This window comes from Bradyrhizobium sp. Rc2d (assembly GCF_900099855.1).
In the GTDB taxonomy this organism is placed as follows: Bacteria; Pseudomonadota; Alphaproteobacteria; order Rhizobiales; family Xanthobacteraceae; genus Bradyrhizobium.
Window position 1 is genome coordinate 1 of the sequence record NZ_FNCU01000090.1, and the last position, 14265, is coordinate 14265.

The 14265-nt window shown below is 59.2% G+C and carries 16 protein-coding genes and 3 pseudogenes; 4 read left to right on the top strand and 15 right to left on the bottom strand.

Annotation, left to right across the window (positions count from 1 at the left end; genetic code table 11):
• Positions 1-580, top strand: a 580-nt coding sequence (gene tnpC, locus BLV07_RS44975) for an IS66 family transposase (protein ID WP_143035737.1), incomplete at its 5' end; no start/stop codon positions are given.
• Positions 581-686: 106 nt separating this feature from the next.
• Positions 687-928 (top strand): annotated as a pseudogene (locus tag BLV07_RS50600) (DUF6894 family protein).
• A gap of 71 nt (positions 929-999) precedes the next feature.
• On the opposite strand, the gene BLV07_RS44985 reads toward BLV07_RS50600, so the two are convergent.
• The 5 genes from BLV07_RS44985 to BLV07_RS45005 all read right to left on the bottom strand — a co-directional run bounded on the left by BLV07_RS44985 (position 1000) and on the right by BLV07_RS45005 (position 4839).
• Positions 1000-1620, bottom strand: coding sequence for a DUF2939 domain-containing protein (locus tag BLV07_RS44985; RefSeq protein WP_244551460.1), 621 nt, complete (start codon positions 1618-1620; stop codon positions 1000-1002).
• A 201-nt stretch (positions 1621-1821) separates the two neighbouring features.
• Complete coding sequence (locus BLV07_RS44990) at positions 1822-2202, bottom strand: VanZ family protein (RefSeq protein WP_091899040.1); 381 nt, start codon at positions 2200-2202, stop codon at positions 1822-1824.
• A 223-nt stretch (positions 2203-2425) separates the two neighbouring features.
• Positions 2426-2908, bottom strand: a complete 483-nt coding sequence (locus BLV07_RS44995; RefSeq protein WP_143035738.1) for a hypothetical protein — start codon at positions 2906-2908, stop codon at positions 2426-2428.
• A gap of 1202 nt (positions 2909-4110) precedes the next feature.
• Positions 4111-4305, bottom strand: coding sequence for a hypothetical protein (locus tag BLV07_RS45000; protein ID WP_091899042.1), 195 nt, complete (start codon positions 4303-4305; stop codon positions 4111-4113).
• A 192-nt stretch (positions 4306-4497) separates the two neighbouring features.
• The gene (locus BLV07_RS45005; protein ID WP_091899043.1) at positions 4498-4839 is read right to left on the bottom strand and encodes a hypothetical protein; all 342 of its coding nucleotides are present in this window, start codon (positions 4837-4839) and stop codon (positions 4498-4500) included.
• 409 nt (positions 4840-5248) lie between these two features.
• Here BLV07_RS45005 and BLV07_RS45010 point away from each other — a divergent pair, with 409 nt between their 5' ends.
• On the top strand, positions 5249-5737 hold the full coding sequence (locus BLV07_RS45010; protein ID WP_176946187.1) for a hypothetical protein: 489 nt from the start codon (positions 5249-5251) through the stop codon (positions 5735-5737).
• 148 nt (positions 5738-5885) lie between these two features.
• Here BLV07_RS45010 and BLV07_RS45015 read toward each other — a convergent pair whose 3' ends face one another.
• The 3 genes from BLV07_RS45015 to BLV07_RS45030 all read right to left on the bottom strand — a co-directional run bounded on the left by BLV07_RS45015 (position 5886) and on the right by BLV07_RS45030 (position 8169).
• Positions 5886-6173 carry a hypothetical protein gene (locus BLV07_RS45015; protein ID WP_143035739.1) on the bottom strand — a complete coding sequence of 96 codons (288 nt, stop codon included), beginning with the start codon at positions 6171-6173 and terminating at the stop codon, positions 5886-5888.
• Positions 6174-7162: 989 nt separating this feature from the next.
• Entirely contained in the window at positions 7163-7693 is a 531-nt protein-coding gene (locus BLV07_RS45025) for an ATP-dependent DNA ligase (protein ID WP_349525704.1), read from the bottom strand.
• Positions 7694-7782: 89 nt separating this feature from the next.
• Positions 7783-8169 (bottom strand): hypothetical protein, encoded by a 387-nt coding sequence (locus tag BLV07_RS45030; RefSeq protein ID WP_091899046.1) that lies wholly within the window; start codon positions 8167-8169, stop codon positions 7783-7785.
• 569 nt (positions 8170-8738) lie between these two features.
• On the opposite strand from BLV07_RS45030, the gene BLV07_RS48265 reads away from it, so the two are divergent.
• A complete protein-coding gene (locus tag BLV07_RS48265; RefSeq protein ID WP_176946188.1) occupies positions 8739-8882 on the top strand; it encodes a hypothetical protein in 144 nt (47 codons plus the stop codon).
• Positions 8883-9526: 644 nt separating this feature from the next.
• On the opposite strand, the gene BLV07_RS48270 is transcribed toward BLV07_RS48265, so the two are convergent.
• The 7 genes and pseudogenes from BLV07_RS48270 to BLV07_RS45065 form a co-directional block, all read right to left on the bottom strand.
• Positions 9527-9673: a hypothetical protein gene (locus BLV07_RS48270; protein ID WP_176946189.1), complete on the bottom strand. Its 147-nt coding sequence runs from the start codon at positions 9671-9673 to the stop codon at positions 9527-9529.
• A 442-nt stretch (positions 9674-10115) separates the two neighbouring features.
• Positions 10116-10490 carry a phospholipid-binding protein gene (locus BLV07_RS45040; RefSeq protein ID WP_176946190.1) on the bottom strand — a complete coding sequence of 125 codons (375 nt, stop codon included), beginning with the start codon at positions 10488-10490 and terminating at the stop codon, positions 10116-10118.
• Positions 10491-10594: 104 nt separating this feature from the next.
• Positions 10595-11641, bottom strand: a complete 1047-nt coding sequence (locus BLV07_RS45045; protein ID WP_091899048.1) for a hypothetical protein — start codon at positions 11639-11641, stop codon at positions 10595-10597.
• Between the two features lie 27 nt (positions 11642-11668).
• A complete protein-coding gene (locus tag BLV07_RS45050; protein ID WP_091899049.1) occupies positions 11669-12118 on the bottom strand; it encodes an Arm DNA-binding domain-containing protein in 450 nt (149 codons plus the stop codon).
• Positions 12119-12459: 341 nt separating this feature from the next.
• A pseudogene (locus tag BLV07_RS45055) lies at positions 12460-12698 on the bottom strand (hypothetical protein).
• Positions 12695-12817, bottom strand: a pseudogene (locus tag BLV07_RS45060) (transposase domain-containing protein); the annotation flags it as partial. The pseudogenes BLV07_RS45055 and BLV07_RS45060, both read right to left, overlap by 4 nt.
• 833 nt (positions 12818-13650) lie before the next feature.
• A partial coding sequence (locus BLV07_RS45065) for a porin (protein ID WP_176946191.1) occupies positions 13651-14265 on the bottom strand: 615 nt, incomplete at its 5' end.

The following is a 14265-nucleotide window of genomic DNA, read 5'->3' on the forward strand; positions in this document are numbered from 1 at the left end:
CTGGACGCTCGTACACTGCTGGAGCCATTTGCGCCGGCGCTTCGTCAAATTGGCCCGCAACAGTAAATCGCCGATCGCCGAGGCCGCCGTCCGGCAGATCGCACAGCTCTACGGCATCGAAGCCATGGCACGCGGTTCATCGCCGGACATCAGGCTGGCCGCGCGCAAGGAACACTCGCTGCCCCTCGTCGAGGCGTTGAAGCCGTGGTTCGAGAAACAGCTGTCGATGATCTCCAGCGGCTCGACGCTCGCTGATGACATCCGCTACGCGCTCAATCATTGGCAGGGGCTGACGCGCTTCCTCGATGACGGGCGGCTCGAGCTCGACACCAATCCGGTTGAAAACGCGATCCGGCCGATCTGCTTGACCAGAAAAAACGCACTCTTCGCTGGTCATGAGGTCGGAGCCGAAAACTGGGCCTTGCTCGCATCCATCGTGGCGACCTGTAAGCTCAACGACGTCAACCCGGTCGCCTACATCGCCGAAACGCTCACGGCGATCATCGCCGGCCATCCCCAAAGCGAAATCGACGACTTAATGCCATGGCGATTCCGCAAAACGTCAAGCCAGCATCAATAGGGTGGCGGCTAAGCGCTTACTGAGGACGATGAGTTTTCGACTGTTCTAGCTTAGGAACGAAATTTGCGTTAATTGATCGCCCAGCGGCAGGGCCGATCCTATGACAATGTCACGCTATTACTTCGATTTGCTGGACCAAGATGGCCTTGTGGTTGACGAGGAAGGTCTAGAGTTCTCCGACATGGACGCCGCAGAGCAGAGGCCGCGCGGGCTATGGCCGACGCGGCTGCGGAGAACTTCCAGCGGCCAATGAAGCCTAGCGAGTCCTCAATCGAGGTCCGCGACGATTCGGGGCCGGTCATGCGCGTTCGGTTCACCGTCGAGATTGCGGGTATCAGAAAGCAGTAAGGCCGCCTCAGTTGGAAAGGACCGCCCAGCGAAGTGCAATCAGCCACGAGAGCGCGGGAACGCCGGCGGGTTCACCGCGTCGGCAGCCGGTCAACCATATTCGCCAAGACCTTCGGCGGTAGCCCAATCCGCGAGAGCTTCCAGGTTGTCCCGTCGAGATGCATGCTGACGCTGCCCGCGTCCTGACTCTCGCCAAGCCGCAACGCAAACTCGACAGGCTTCACCAGGGTGATCCGTCCGGTGAAAACGAAGATGTTTGAGATGTCGAGCTCGGCCAATGACGACATCGTTCCGAAGGTGATGTTCTCCGCGCTGTTGCGAACAGTGCCGCTCTTTAAAAGGGCGGACAGATTTTCCGGCGTCATGAGCTTGATCGCGAGGTCATCGGCGATCGTTGCGCCGAACGCGTTTATGGCCATTCGCTCGAATGGGCGCACCGGCCGCTTTTGGGCGATTCGATCGAGGTAGGTGGACACAACCTGTTCGACCAGGGAATGGCGGACACGCGGCAAATCCGCTCGGGCCATGACTTGAGAGGCGTCTCCGCTCCGAACGGCCGAAACGAGATCCAACGCGGAAACGAAAGCCGATCCGGCATACACCACAAGGCAGAGCAGGAGGACCGCAACGATGCCTACGAGCCACTTCATGGAGCGGCAATCGAGGCGGCCGGGCTTTGTTCCCGAGGCCACCGATCCGCCTTCAATCCATAGGATTGACGGGCGATTAGGCCTGTTCCGCCGTTGGTGCCGACGCCGATGTCTAACCAACAGGCATCCCTGCGGCAAGGAACGTGACACCGGCGAGGTGGTACGGTGGGCATTCGCCGTCGAGCACCACCGCCGCCCTTGTGACCTGCACCGTCCCGGAGTTTTAGGCTCCGCTTCGTGGCTTCAGTGATCGGACCGACTGTTAAGGATGGAAGGCGCGCATCCAGCACGCTTCATTGCGCGCAAAGCTAAACTGGCCAGGAATATCCCTATCAAGCCGCCAATGATCTTTTCGGAGGCGTCCAGTAATTTTCCGTGACGATCTGGCGTCAGCGTTTGCAAAAACTCGAGCACGACTGCGCTACCAAGCACGATGCTGCATACGAATGTCATTCTATGACGGTACGCGAGGCAGAATGCGAAGCCTAAAACCGCAAAAGCGGCGAGATGCTCTAAATCAGCAACGTTGCTCAGTTGCGGCCTATCGCGGATTGGAGAAAGACTAGCGTAGGTGATGAATGCAAGAGCAGCCCAGGCCACCGCGGCAGACAGTTTTTGCAACATGATGGCTCCTAAATGCGGCGCTCAGCTGATTGGGCTTATCTCACTCAGCACTTAATGATTTGGGGTCAATTGATCTAGCAGCTCGTCGCCGAGCAACTTCTGCCGATCGTGGCGAACAACTGAGAGTCTTGATCGCGCGGAACCAACGGATTATGCAGCAGGTGGCCGCGCGGGGGGCGTAGCTTGAGTGTGGAATGATTCATTCCCTTACCTCTTCCCTTGCTTACATGCGGGCGTTGAGGATCCCATCGATCATGGTAGGTTCTTTGACGATCCTGTTTCCCTGTCTGATCCGATATTTGAGCCAAGCATTCGTGGCTTCGATAATCTCCGCGGTCCCATTGGGAAGCTGCGGAGTGATCGTTGCTACAGGGGCGCTTCTCATGGGTACGGAGAAGATCATCAGGTAGGTGCCTTCTCCATTCGGACCATAGATAATCAAGTCTCGTTGGCCGTGGATGGTCTGGTGAAACCTGATGAATGCCTCATCTTTTCGAATTTGCTGTGTTTCGTGATGTCCAACAGCGGGCCGCACAAAAAGAAAATGCTCAGCAATATCGGCGGTGATCAGTCCTTGTATATTCTCGCGCAGCGGCTGAAGAGAGAACATGCCGCCAAAATTGTCGGCCAGAATTGTAAAATTTGGATCGTCACAATTTGCAGGAGCCACTGCAAGGCAAAAGTCGAGTCTCGTGGAATTCGGCACGTCGATGATGCGCTGAGGTGCCTCGTTGGAATCGTAGATGTCTAGTCGATCGGCAGACGGAATCGAAAGCGCGACAAGTGCGTGGAGCTTCGTTATCCCGAATAGCGGTTCAAAGTAGGTCGGCTCTCCGTCTAGCCCAGGGGTTTAGCATGCCTGTTGTATGGCAGCTCAGGCGGAAACCCCTGGTTTGCTCTGTCGACAATGTCTTGTTCGAATTGCCCTCCGGCCCCGCGGTCCAGCTCCAGTAGTCTGTTTTGCCCTTCCTGTCGAAAAGGAGATAAAGCGATCCGTCGCTGCGTATCGCAACCCAATAGGAAATGAAGCGTCGCAGCACTCCATCATGCCGCAGAGCTATTCGGAATTTTGTCTCTGAGAAGGGACGTGAGTACACTGGCATAAAGTTGTCCTAGTCGACCTGAGATCCGCCGTCAGTACGATCCTCCGCTGACAGGATAATGCCTCGGACTTGTCGGCCCCGGAGGCGTCTATCGAGCGGCCCCGCAACCGGTAGCGGCTGGCGGCGCACGCCCGCCGGCTGAGGCGGTGAGGAGTGAGCCCCGCTGGAGCCCAGACTGCGGCCTCTATCGCCTCGTCGCGTTTCGTTCAACAGCCGGATGAACCCAGGTCGCAGGCTTGGGTCCCGCGTTCGCTCAGTCTCGGATTTAGGCTTGGACAACGAGCAGATGGCTTGCCGGCTAATCGAGAGCGGCGCAGGGAAAATCGTTTCATGGCGATGATCTGGTGATCTGGAGGATCGATTCGGAGTCATCTCGGTTAGGCGAGTATGGGCATCCAGGCGATAACGCGGGCGGTATTGGTCGGCCTTCCTGGCCTACTTGTCTTTGCTTGCGTGAGCTCTGATCGGGTCACTTCCGGTTCGACAGTTCGATCAGGGGCACCGTGGGCGCGAGACCTCAATGAACCGCCCCCAAGTCGACAGCCGGCTGATGCAGCAATCTCAGGCATAAAAGCAGACCTGAATGCTGCGCGCGAGAGAGCTTCCCGTTAGACCTATCTTCGGCTCGCACTCACAAGGCCCACCTGCGTGCGTCGAAGGGCTACCGTCGCTTCATCGATAAGCTCGGAGCGGCCCGCAAGCTCAGGTGGCGGGGTCCCCGCGCCTGGAGCGTACGGGTTTCTAAAGGGATCCATAGGAAAGTTATCCGATTATAGTAGAAATTCGCTATAAATGCATAAACTCGCTAGCGGCTAACCTCAGCCGCCTTCTCCAGATCCGCGACAACCACGTGGACCGGCAGAGGAATATTCACCGCGTGCTGCCCGCCTAAAAAGACGGTGCATAACCGGTCATTGAGCTCAATGACATGCGTCACCAATGCGGGGTTAATGTAGAGCGGCCGCCCGTTTTCGCCGCCAAACGTTGCAAATGCCATCATGCGCCCTCCTTGTGGCAAATACGATTCCGCAACCGCAGGATGAGCGCAAGCGAGACTAGCGGTGGATTGACACCATTTATCCTTTGACCCGCCTCGACTCGTGCGCGCCCTTCCGCAGCGCAATTTCGCGCACGGGCGGTGATGGGTTTGAAAATCTCGATCGGATTTATGATTCGATTGGATTGCAGGGTCTTATTTTGCGACTGTCGTCGCCTCCACCTTGGTTTGGACAGCCTTGAGCCGCTCATAGATATCCCTGACTTCACCGGCGAGTGGACCAGACTGGAGCGCGATTTCGACGTTGTTCACTCGCTGATTGATCTCAGCAAGAAGCTTGTAGGTTCGTTCCCAATCCGCCGCCGCGTCTGCGATCCTTTTACGCTCGATTGCCTGCAGCTCGAGCACAGCCTCCGTGCTCTGATTGCCGAGCTGCCTACGCTGGATCTCCGAGAGACCAATTCCAACCACATTGAATATCAGGAGAGCGATCAGGATCGTCCGGTTCGAAATTGATTTGCTTTCGATATTCGACATGATTTTGCACTCCTCTAGGCTCCATGGCCTTCTACCTCAGGGCGAGAGTCGGAGTCTCCCCAAAAGGGGGATGGATTTTTAACGCAAATCGGTTCAGCATGTCCGTGGGTGTCGAAACCCGGACCAGTGATAAGCCGCTTCATGCTTGGTCATGCATGTCCACTCGATTGGCGTCGAGCGGTGACGGCTGAATTCGATATCGGTATTCCGATATCGGAACGGACGCACTTGGCGGTGCGGCTCCGACCTGAACCTTATTGCCTATTCGGATTCCGACGGCAAGTGGCCGGGGGCGGACTGTGCTGTCCAGGGCGAAAGCCTAAAAGCGTCCGACCAGTCTCACTGGCTGGTTTCGACCCCCCGGCTGCCCCGTCCGACACGGGGCGCGGCTGTCGAAAGCCGGAAACCAGTGAGCACCACCACGGAAAACGTCAGAGAACTTAATACGGACTCCACCCGTGCGATTTTGAGCGGGCTGGCTATCCAACAGCGGGAGCGGCAAACGTCGCTCCAGCGCCTCGCCAGACTCAGGAAAGAGGCATCGGCCGAAATCGAGCGGCTTATCGCCTTCCTGGACGCGTCCGACCCCTACGTGATGACCGAACTTGGGGATGCGTGCGAGGACGAAGGCGCCTACTGCGAGGGCGGCGGCGGCGAGGAAGACTGCGAGGACGAGGGAGCGGATACCAGCGATTATGAGCCGTCGCTTGGTAGCGTCGAGCGGCACCCTAGCTGCTATGGCATAGATGGCCGCAATTGGTCGGGCGACCAATCCAATTGGGCCGCCGGCAGCGCGCGAGACCTGGAAAATGATCCCGCCGAATCGGGCATCGGCGACATGGAGGGGCTGCTTGAGCAGGTGGGATCGCAGAGCTGGCAACTCGATGGGTACGCCTGATCTGGCGAGCGCCGGTGGAATCGCGGTCTAACGCGCTGATCTGACTCTGTTTTAGTCCAAAATCACGGCAAACGAATCACGACTCGGATCCTGGCCCGCCGGGTTCGCGCTGGCCGGCCTCTCCGCGCTCGCTCATGCACACCTGCGGTTAACGAGTGGGCCGCGCCTCGGCCTCGATTTTCTTTGGAAGTCTCTCGAGATATTCACTTATCGTACGTCTCAACTCGGCATTTGAATCTGCCTGTTCCTGCCGCATCTTCCTGGCTGTCGAAATCATGAGGTCGGAAATCTGAGTATCAAAGCGGCGCGGATCCAGATCGTCTCGTTTCTTGGGATCGACGAGGAAGCCTCCGACTATAACCAGCGTAGCTGCGTTCATCCCGAATGATGGGATCATCAGAAGGACAGTGAGTCGAAACCAGTGCTTTTCAGTCAAGGTCTTGACCTCCCACCCCGTTAAGGTGCTTGAGTCTTCAAGCAATCGCAAGGCGAGCGCAATAGGAACCGGGACAGATCGGCAAGAGGCCAGCTTTGTGTTGCGCTTCGGCCTCGATTTACAGAACTCCCGGCCTATGTGCCTTCACCGTCTCGGCAGTGCCGCCCCCGAGAATGGTGACACTCTGGTGGGCTTGGCTTTTATACCGTCCCGCTATCGTCGCGCTGACGGCGTTTTCTTTCGGAGTTGAGAAGCCTCGGCAAAGGCGGCATCTGCTGGTGCGGAGGATTGATCCGTTCGTCGGGAGAGGGATCAACTTCCTCTATCTTCCTTCCGTTGACGAGGACGCCAATGCAGCCGATCGCTACTAGGAGGGCCCCTGCGATCATCAGCCAGTGCGGCAACTTCAAGCTGGCGAAAAGGGATAGCCACACAGTCTCTACTCCCTTGGCCCACCTGTTGAAGGTGGCCGTTTTCGGCTTCCTTGAGCCTCGATCAACTCAGCGTTTCCGCTGTTAATCATTGTGAATTGCCTCCCTGATGCCCGTAAGAATACTGATCAGGTATGCTGGCGGGGTTATTGATTACGGGCTGTATCTGCGTCTTGGCGGTGTGCGCCACGTTCGCGGTGATAAAATATCTCGACCTACGGTCTGAGCGTAGGCGCTATTAGCCCGTATAGCTTCCCACGCGGTGCTTGTCTTAAACCACTTCATGGGGAGGCCGAGCCGCCTTCGAAGCTCATCTTCGGTCCTCTGGAGCTTTTCGCAGATGATGGCGACGGGGGCGCGGAAATCTACGAGCTCCCGCAGCAGTTCATCTTCGTGTTTCTTCTAACCCTGAGATCTTGGCCGGAACTGCATCTTAGAACTTTGCCTTCTAACTAAAGCTCGCGGTCCATAGCAGGATGGCTCCGGTTCTTCACCTTGATCCAGTGCTTCTGCCGACCGCCACGATAGGGCCGATCGCGATGCTTGGAGACCAGGCCCTCAAGTCCCATTCGACAGGCGGCCCGAAAAAGGTCGGGCCCGATCTCGCCGCGCTCGAACGGTGCCACGCTGATCCCGTCCGGACGGCGCGCCAAGAGCTGCTGCAGATTTGCTTTGCGCAGGGTGAAGGGGCAGCGAGCGCAAATCATCGCCGCCCATGACGAGGATATCGAAGGCGTAGAGCTGCACCTCATGGTCGTAGAGCCGGCTGTGCAGCGCGTTGAAGTCGCTGATGCCGTCCACGCCGAGGATCACGGCCTCGCCATCGATCACAAAGCGCTTCTGCCTGTTCTTCAGCGCGGCCTCAGCAATCCAGGGATAGCGCTTCGTCCAGTCGGTGCCGTTGCGAGAGAGCAGGCGCACGCGCTCGTTCTCCCGGATGACCAGCATCCGATAGCCGTCGTGCTTTACTTCATGAATCCAGTCCGGCCCGTCGGGGACCTGCTTGCCGGCGGTCGCCAGGCAGAGCTCGTACGCCATACGCATGGGCCGAAGATAAGGTTTCCCGCGGCGTTTACGAGCCAGGAACAAGTGGCAATCTAGCGAATTTCTTCCTTGCTCCGGCGTCCCCCAACGCCCCCCCCCGAAACCGGAGCGCAGCCAACGGCCTCAGCTGCCGATCAACTGAGGCCGTCCTTTTGGGCAGCCAGGGCAACCTGCCTGTTCTTTTCCTCCTGAACCAGCATCTCATAGGTCACGATTTTCATTTCGAAGTCCGATCCGGCGGCATGTTGAACGGCCTCTACTTGCCCGACTCGAAACTCGACAGGCTGTCGGCTCAGATTATTGATGCCCACCACAAACACGGGCCGGCCGTTCGCTTGTAACTGACGGGACGCTGGTCGAACGAGCACCACAGAGCTTTTCTGCCGAGAGACGAGGGCAGGCTGTCCATCCCGCATGAGAGCTTGTTGCTGCGGATTAGACGCCTTGAACGAAACAGTCTCGCCGGCTGTCATGCAGCCAGCCACCGTGGCGCAGGCCGCCACAATCACCAAAACGCGCATGTTGAAATGCCCCCTGTCGAAAGGGGCTATGCAAGCGCAACCCACGCGCGAGGGCAAGCGCCGTTTCCGCGCGGGAGATCCGCGGTCCTCAGTCAAAAGGTCTAAGTCGGCCGCTGGGTACCGCTAGGCACCTCGTGTCCAGCGCGGCGCAGGTTTTCGGTGCGCCGCAGCAAGGCGGAGGCCGGAGGGGCGGTCGGCACGGGGCTTGGCGGTGGGCTCGAACTCAAGGACGGGCTTCGACGACCGCTCGTCGATCGCCCGAGTCGAGCAGGATATCGCAGCCATCGAGGCGGGTTTGGAGACGCTTTCGGGGCCCGTTGGCGAGCAGGGGCGGCCGCGCTCGGATTCCAAGCTCCACAGAGACGCCGTGCTGCACGGCTTCCGGTCGACCTTCAAGGACTGGTGCACCGAGCAGACCGGCTGCCCGAACGAGATGTCCGAAATGGCCCTGGCGCACGCGGTGTCCGATAAGGTTGAGGCAGCCTATCGCCGCGGCGACATGCGGAAGAAGCGCCGGCGCATGATGGACGAATGGGCGAGCTATTGCGCAGGCGGCGGTCGTCGACAACATGCACATCTTCGCCGGTGTCAACGCGGACTCCATTGGAGCGACCGGCCGGCTGGTGGAAAACACGCATTTCAGCGACACGGGACAGGCGACGTTGGCGACGCTCGTCTACAACGCCATGCACGCGAGCGGATCGCCGTTCTAGCGATTCGGGAGTGCCTCGGCAGTGTGCTGCGACGTTGCAGACCAGCGCCTGATACTAGCGTCCGCAAGCTATGACTGCTGCGGGCCGCGACATGCAGCGTTCATACATGTACCCGCCCCCGTAAGAACGGGCACATTCGTGCTGCCACATCTCGCAACTGTCGCCGCCGTATCGGTTATAGGAGCCGTAATAGCGGTCGCGGTCGTAGTAGTAGCCCCGATGCCGGTGTGGTCCGACGTAAACGCCGCCTGGACCGATATCAAAGTCGAGGGCGTTCGCAGCGGTTATCTCGCCCGCGCTCAGGGCCACCACAGCGGCGAACACCAAGAAACATCGCTTCACGGCCGTTCCTCCTGCAGCAATCACGCTAGAAAACGATCGTAGCGGTGAACTGGTTCCACCACGTCATGCCGCAACACGGGACAAGCAGGCTCGCACGGCCGATCTATGCGGGCCGTTCTAGCGATTCGGCGGTAGTGCCACGGCCTCGGTTCTATTTGCAAGTTTGCTGAGATACTCGCTTATTTTCTGTCTTATCTCGGCGTTTGCATCTGCCTGCTCCTGCCGCATTGCTCGTGCGGTAGAGGTCATGAGCGCAGTCTGTTCCTGCCGCATCGCTTCTGCCGCAGACATCGTGAATGCAGTTAGCCCACTAAGAAATTCGCGCTGCTGCTCGGTTTGTTTTTGAGCTCAATGAGAGAGCCGCCGACCAAAACGACAGTCGCGATGTTCAGAGCGAAGGACGGCAAGATCAGAAAAGCTGCTACGCGGAACCAGTTCTTTACGGTCATTTTTGCGTTCCCCAGTTTGAGCTTTTGTGACGCAACCGGAGGGCGAGCGCAAGGGAAAGCGCTGCAACAAGCGGTGGATTGCCACCCTAGGGTCTTTGACCCGCCGCGACTCAGGCGCGCCCTTCGGCAGCGCAATTCTGCGCTTCGAGGAGGGTGCAATGGGCGTTGCTTGGAAAGGCCGCAAGGCGACAGAGCGGCGAGGTCTTGAGAAACCCAATCTTGTCATGAGGCATCTGCGCAGGGGCTTGCCGCTGAAGGATGCGCTGATGCCAGGCGCCTCTTACGAAGGATGCGTTCCATGCGGCCCGAATAATTAACCGGCTAGTGGTGCGTCGCTCGGGTGCTCGTCATCTTCCTGCACGGCCCCAAACCGATTACGGGACATTCCGCGACCCGAGGGGGACGCAAGGAAGCAGCTGCAAACTCAGGCCTCGCGTTCAAGTCACTTCTTCTCTGGAAATTCGCGTGTGAAGGTCGCTGAGCCGAGATTCGAATTGGCGGCGCCAAATGCCGTAGCAGTAATTTGATAAGAATGGCTGCCGCTCGGCGGGCTTGGGGGCGAATAATTGTTCAATGCGCCACAAGCTATCGTAGACTGCCCTTTGTAAGGTACCGTTCCCCCACCGTGATTGTAGCTGGGGACCTGAAGATCAATCATGTGAAATTGCAGGGTTGTCGTCCCCTTTGGCACGCCGCTCAACGCAAACACTGGAGAACTGAGGCCGCACCATCGAAAACTCATCGAGAATGCCGATGCATTCGCAGTGCTTAAGATCAAGATGGCGGTCGCATAAACACTCAGCCGAACACGCATCATGCCTCCTCCAGAGTTCGCGTTCATCAAAGTAGATTCGGTTCGACGCTGCAACTGAGCTAAGCGGAGGGCGAGCGCAAAGTAGGCCCTCTGGTAAACCGTTTCGGTTAATGCAGCACTCTGGCGGCCTCGGCGAGCCGGACCTTCTCTCGCAGATCCTCGAGCTCTTGAATCATTTTCACGAGATCGTGCAGGGCGTATGCCCGCTTCAAAATTCGGATCGTTTGTCCCATCACGTTCTGATCCCGCTTCACGAAGGCCGGCGATGATTTGAGACGAGCGCCCTGCTCGGCAGCAATTAGGCCGGGATCGCGCGAGAGCAATCCGGACGTCGGCATCGCAGATGCCTGAAGCGCCGATCCGCCCTCGCCTGGGACCGCGAGAGCCTCTGCGTTTTCGCGGATGTCTTGGGCCAAAGCTTGTGGAGAGCCTGTCGCAGTTGACTGAAACCTCGCCGCGGCTCGGTCTACGTCGGCGTTGCTGTATGGTGCCTTAGTGGTCGGATTGAGCGGGATCGGCGCCGGCGCGGATGCAAATGTCTTGGATGCGAGGTTACGGATCATGCCAGCGAGGCCTTCGACGCCGGCCTGCAATGTGTTGGCGCCGGAAGCACCGACCAGTGGAGCGATTAGATTCGCGGCGTCCTTTAGGCCATGTCCGACGTAGCGGCCGAAGACGCTTGCGTCGTCAGGAACGTAGTTGTCCGACGCATTGACTGCGACGCCGGCGCCCGCTCCACCGATCGTATCGCCAACGAGAGTACGGGCGGGGGCTTCGGTGTATGGCCGCGCCATGTGGTCCAAGACTCGCTCTGGGACCGTCTCAGACCGGCTTGCCGCGGCTGCGACGCTTGGCGCGCGCTGCGCCAGCATGGCGCCGGTGCCGATGGCGTGCGTGCCGAACCGGTTGACGTCGTAGGCGAGCTTCTCGCTGCGCGACATCGTGGCGGGGTCGATGACCGGGATGCCGGTGGCGTCGACCGCCTTCTCAACCAGCTTGGACGCCGGCGTGGCCATCGGGATGTTCGTGCCGAGCAGCTTGTTGATGCCGCCGACGGCGGCGTTCTGGGCGCCGGCCACAAGGTCGAACGGGCCGGTGACGATGTCAGTGAGCCCCTTGCCGACGCCTTGGGCACCGACCTGGAAGTCGCGCACCGCGCCGCCGACGCTGCTCGGCAGGACCTAAACAGGGCGCTCGATCGGTTTCGGCGCTTCAGGGGTGACGTAAAGACGCCCTTCCCGTGCGGCGTTCTGCGCGCCCAAGCCGGGGGTGGCCGGCGCGACGGGCGGTGCAAACGGGTCGTGATCCACCGGCACGAGCTTCGGCTGCGCCGGCGCGGCGGCTGCCTGCGGCAATTCTGGCGCGGCCACCGGGACGTCCAACTTGAAGGCCGTCGGCACCCTGGCGTCGGCGAGACGGACAGAACCGACCTCGCCAAGCGTCATTCGCCGCTGAGGCGCCTTCCGGCCGCCGCCGTTCGCCCGGTAGAGCAAAATGAACATTTTGCGGCCGGACGGCCAACAGCGCACGCCGAACCCGCGCACTTCGGTGTCCCAGAGCACTAGCTCGCACCCTTCTTCAGGCTTGAGCGCCTTGATGCGCTCTTCAGTGAGGTTCACCCGGTTCTGCATTTTTACGTCCCTATCGACCGGAAGCACCGCGGAAGCACGGATTTGAGGGCTCACGCGGGATTAGTCGGGCTAGTGTCTCATGGAAGTCACTGATTGCCCGCCACTTTCGGGACATCGCGGGCTTGTGCGGAATCACACGGACGCCAAGCACACTTTTGGTACGGGAGAGGTCCAATGTTCGATCCCTTGTGCGCCCACCATCAAAACCCCTAAATGCCCTAAACATCCGAGATCAAAAATCCAGTGATCTCGGAACTCGGACGATTTGCTCGACCACCTCCGGTGAGGATGATCAGATGCATCGCGAGCCATAACGTATCCATTCGGCGTAGGCCGCAGGGTTACCACTTGAGCAGTCCAGGGTTCTCTTTGTAGAACCTGATCAGCCCGATGAGGTTTTCGATTCCGAAGTCGGTGAACGCCTGGACGCGGTCTTCTCCGACTCCATAGACCCAGATGACGCCCTCCTCGATTTCCATTTCGTTGGCGAGTCCCACAGCCAATCTTCGTCTTCGCCGAGGTCCTTTGCGACCTTGGTGATGGTGGTGACGTGATGAACCTTGTTGACGTGCGTGGTCATGCCGCTCGAGCGGAGAACGCTGATACCGGCGTCCAATTCCAGGGCAGAAGCCCATCCAGCCGATGAGCTGGGTGGGCGGCGATGCGGGCAAGGATATCCGTGAGCCAGGCCTGCGGATCTGCTCTCATCTCAGGAGCCCGAGAGACCGATGCGCGGCCGATCCTAAGATCCTTCGCGACGTCCGAGGCGGCCATGCCTTGCGCACGCAACTCTGAACTTTCGGTTCCGACGCAGGCCTTACGCCCTCGGTACAGCTCGCGCGCCTTTGCCTCCGCAATACCCCAAGCTGCCGCTCCTTGCGGATGTTGGCTTCAAATTCGCCGAGCACATCCAAGATAGCACTTACCCGCCGCTGTGCTGGCGTCGATGGGTCGCTCTGTGGCTCTCAGCACCGCGCGCGTCTGACGGTCCGCACAATTCCTGCAGGTCCGATGCTGCGCGAGGCGGTCAATGCGCTTGACCATCAGCATCCTCAGCGAAGGAAGTCAAGCACAGCGCGAGGCTCCCCGGGACCCAGCGTTCATGGTGCCGTACGCTTTTCGGAGGAGATCAAGCCACGGTTCGCTGCGCGATTTGCGTTCTCTTGGAGGTCAAGGTTCTGACCGACGGCGCCTACGCGGGCGTAGCCGATAACAGTCATATGCCAGTCCCGTCTCGACAGGATCGAGAGCATGAGACAGCACCATCTCACAAATCAGAAATCAAACCCTATTGAGACATTATTTCTGTCTCAGGCCATTGTCTTGGAGAGGTAGACCCCAATGATCCACCATTGAGTTCGCCAGCGCGCATGCGCTTCGGCTGGAACTGCGACCTAAGCGGTAGATACATACAGCCTCAGCAACACGAAGCCACGAGCCTTGTTCGAGACGGGCCGGCCACAAAAACAAAAGAAGACCCTCGGCAGTTTCCCACCGAGGGCCTCTTGGAGGTCAGGTCGTTTAAACCGAACTTACCAATTGCGCTGAGCGCGGAGCAGCAGCGTGAAGCTGTCCTGATCCTTCAGCTCATAGCTCGCCGTCGGCTTGGCAACGGTAGCAGCCGGTGTAACCAGCGGGGTCACGCCTGCATACTTCTGGTCCAGACGCGTCCAGTTGAAGTCGGCCGAGAACGTCAGGTTCTTCACCGGGGTCCAGCGAGTGATCACACCCACCTGGCCGATGTTGAAATCAGGGTTACACGAGGTAATGCCTGGCACTGCGAGGAAGCCGGCGAAGCCGCCACCACCGCAAAGGAAGTTCTTGGCAAGCGATCCGAACGATGCATGCGCATAAGCACCGTAGAGAGCGGTGTTCCAGTACGGATCCCAGTTATGGGTGTACGCACCACGGAAGCCCCAAGTCTTAACAGTCTCCTGCGAGCTGAAGCCTGTCGCGGCAGAGCCGACATATACGGTGTCAGGCGCATTGGCGAAGCCGATGCTCTGGTACGCAATGCCCGAACCGCCGTACATGGAGTACGAGCTACCCGCGAGGTTCTGGAAGTTGTAGCGGGTCGCGCCGTCGGTGTAGACGCCCTGGATGTTGATCGTGTCACCCGCACCGGTCGGGATGTTCTTGATCGACAG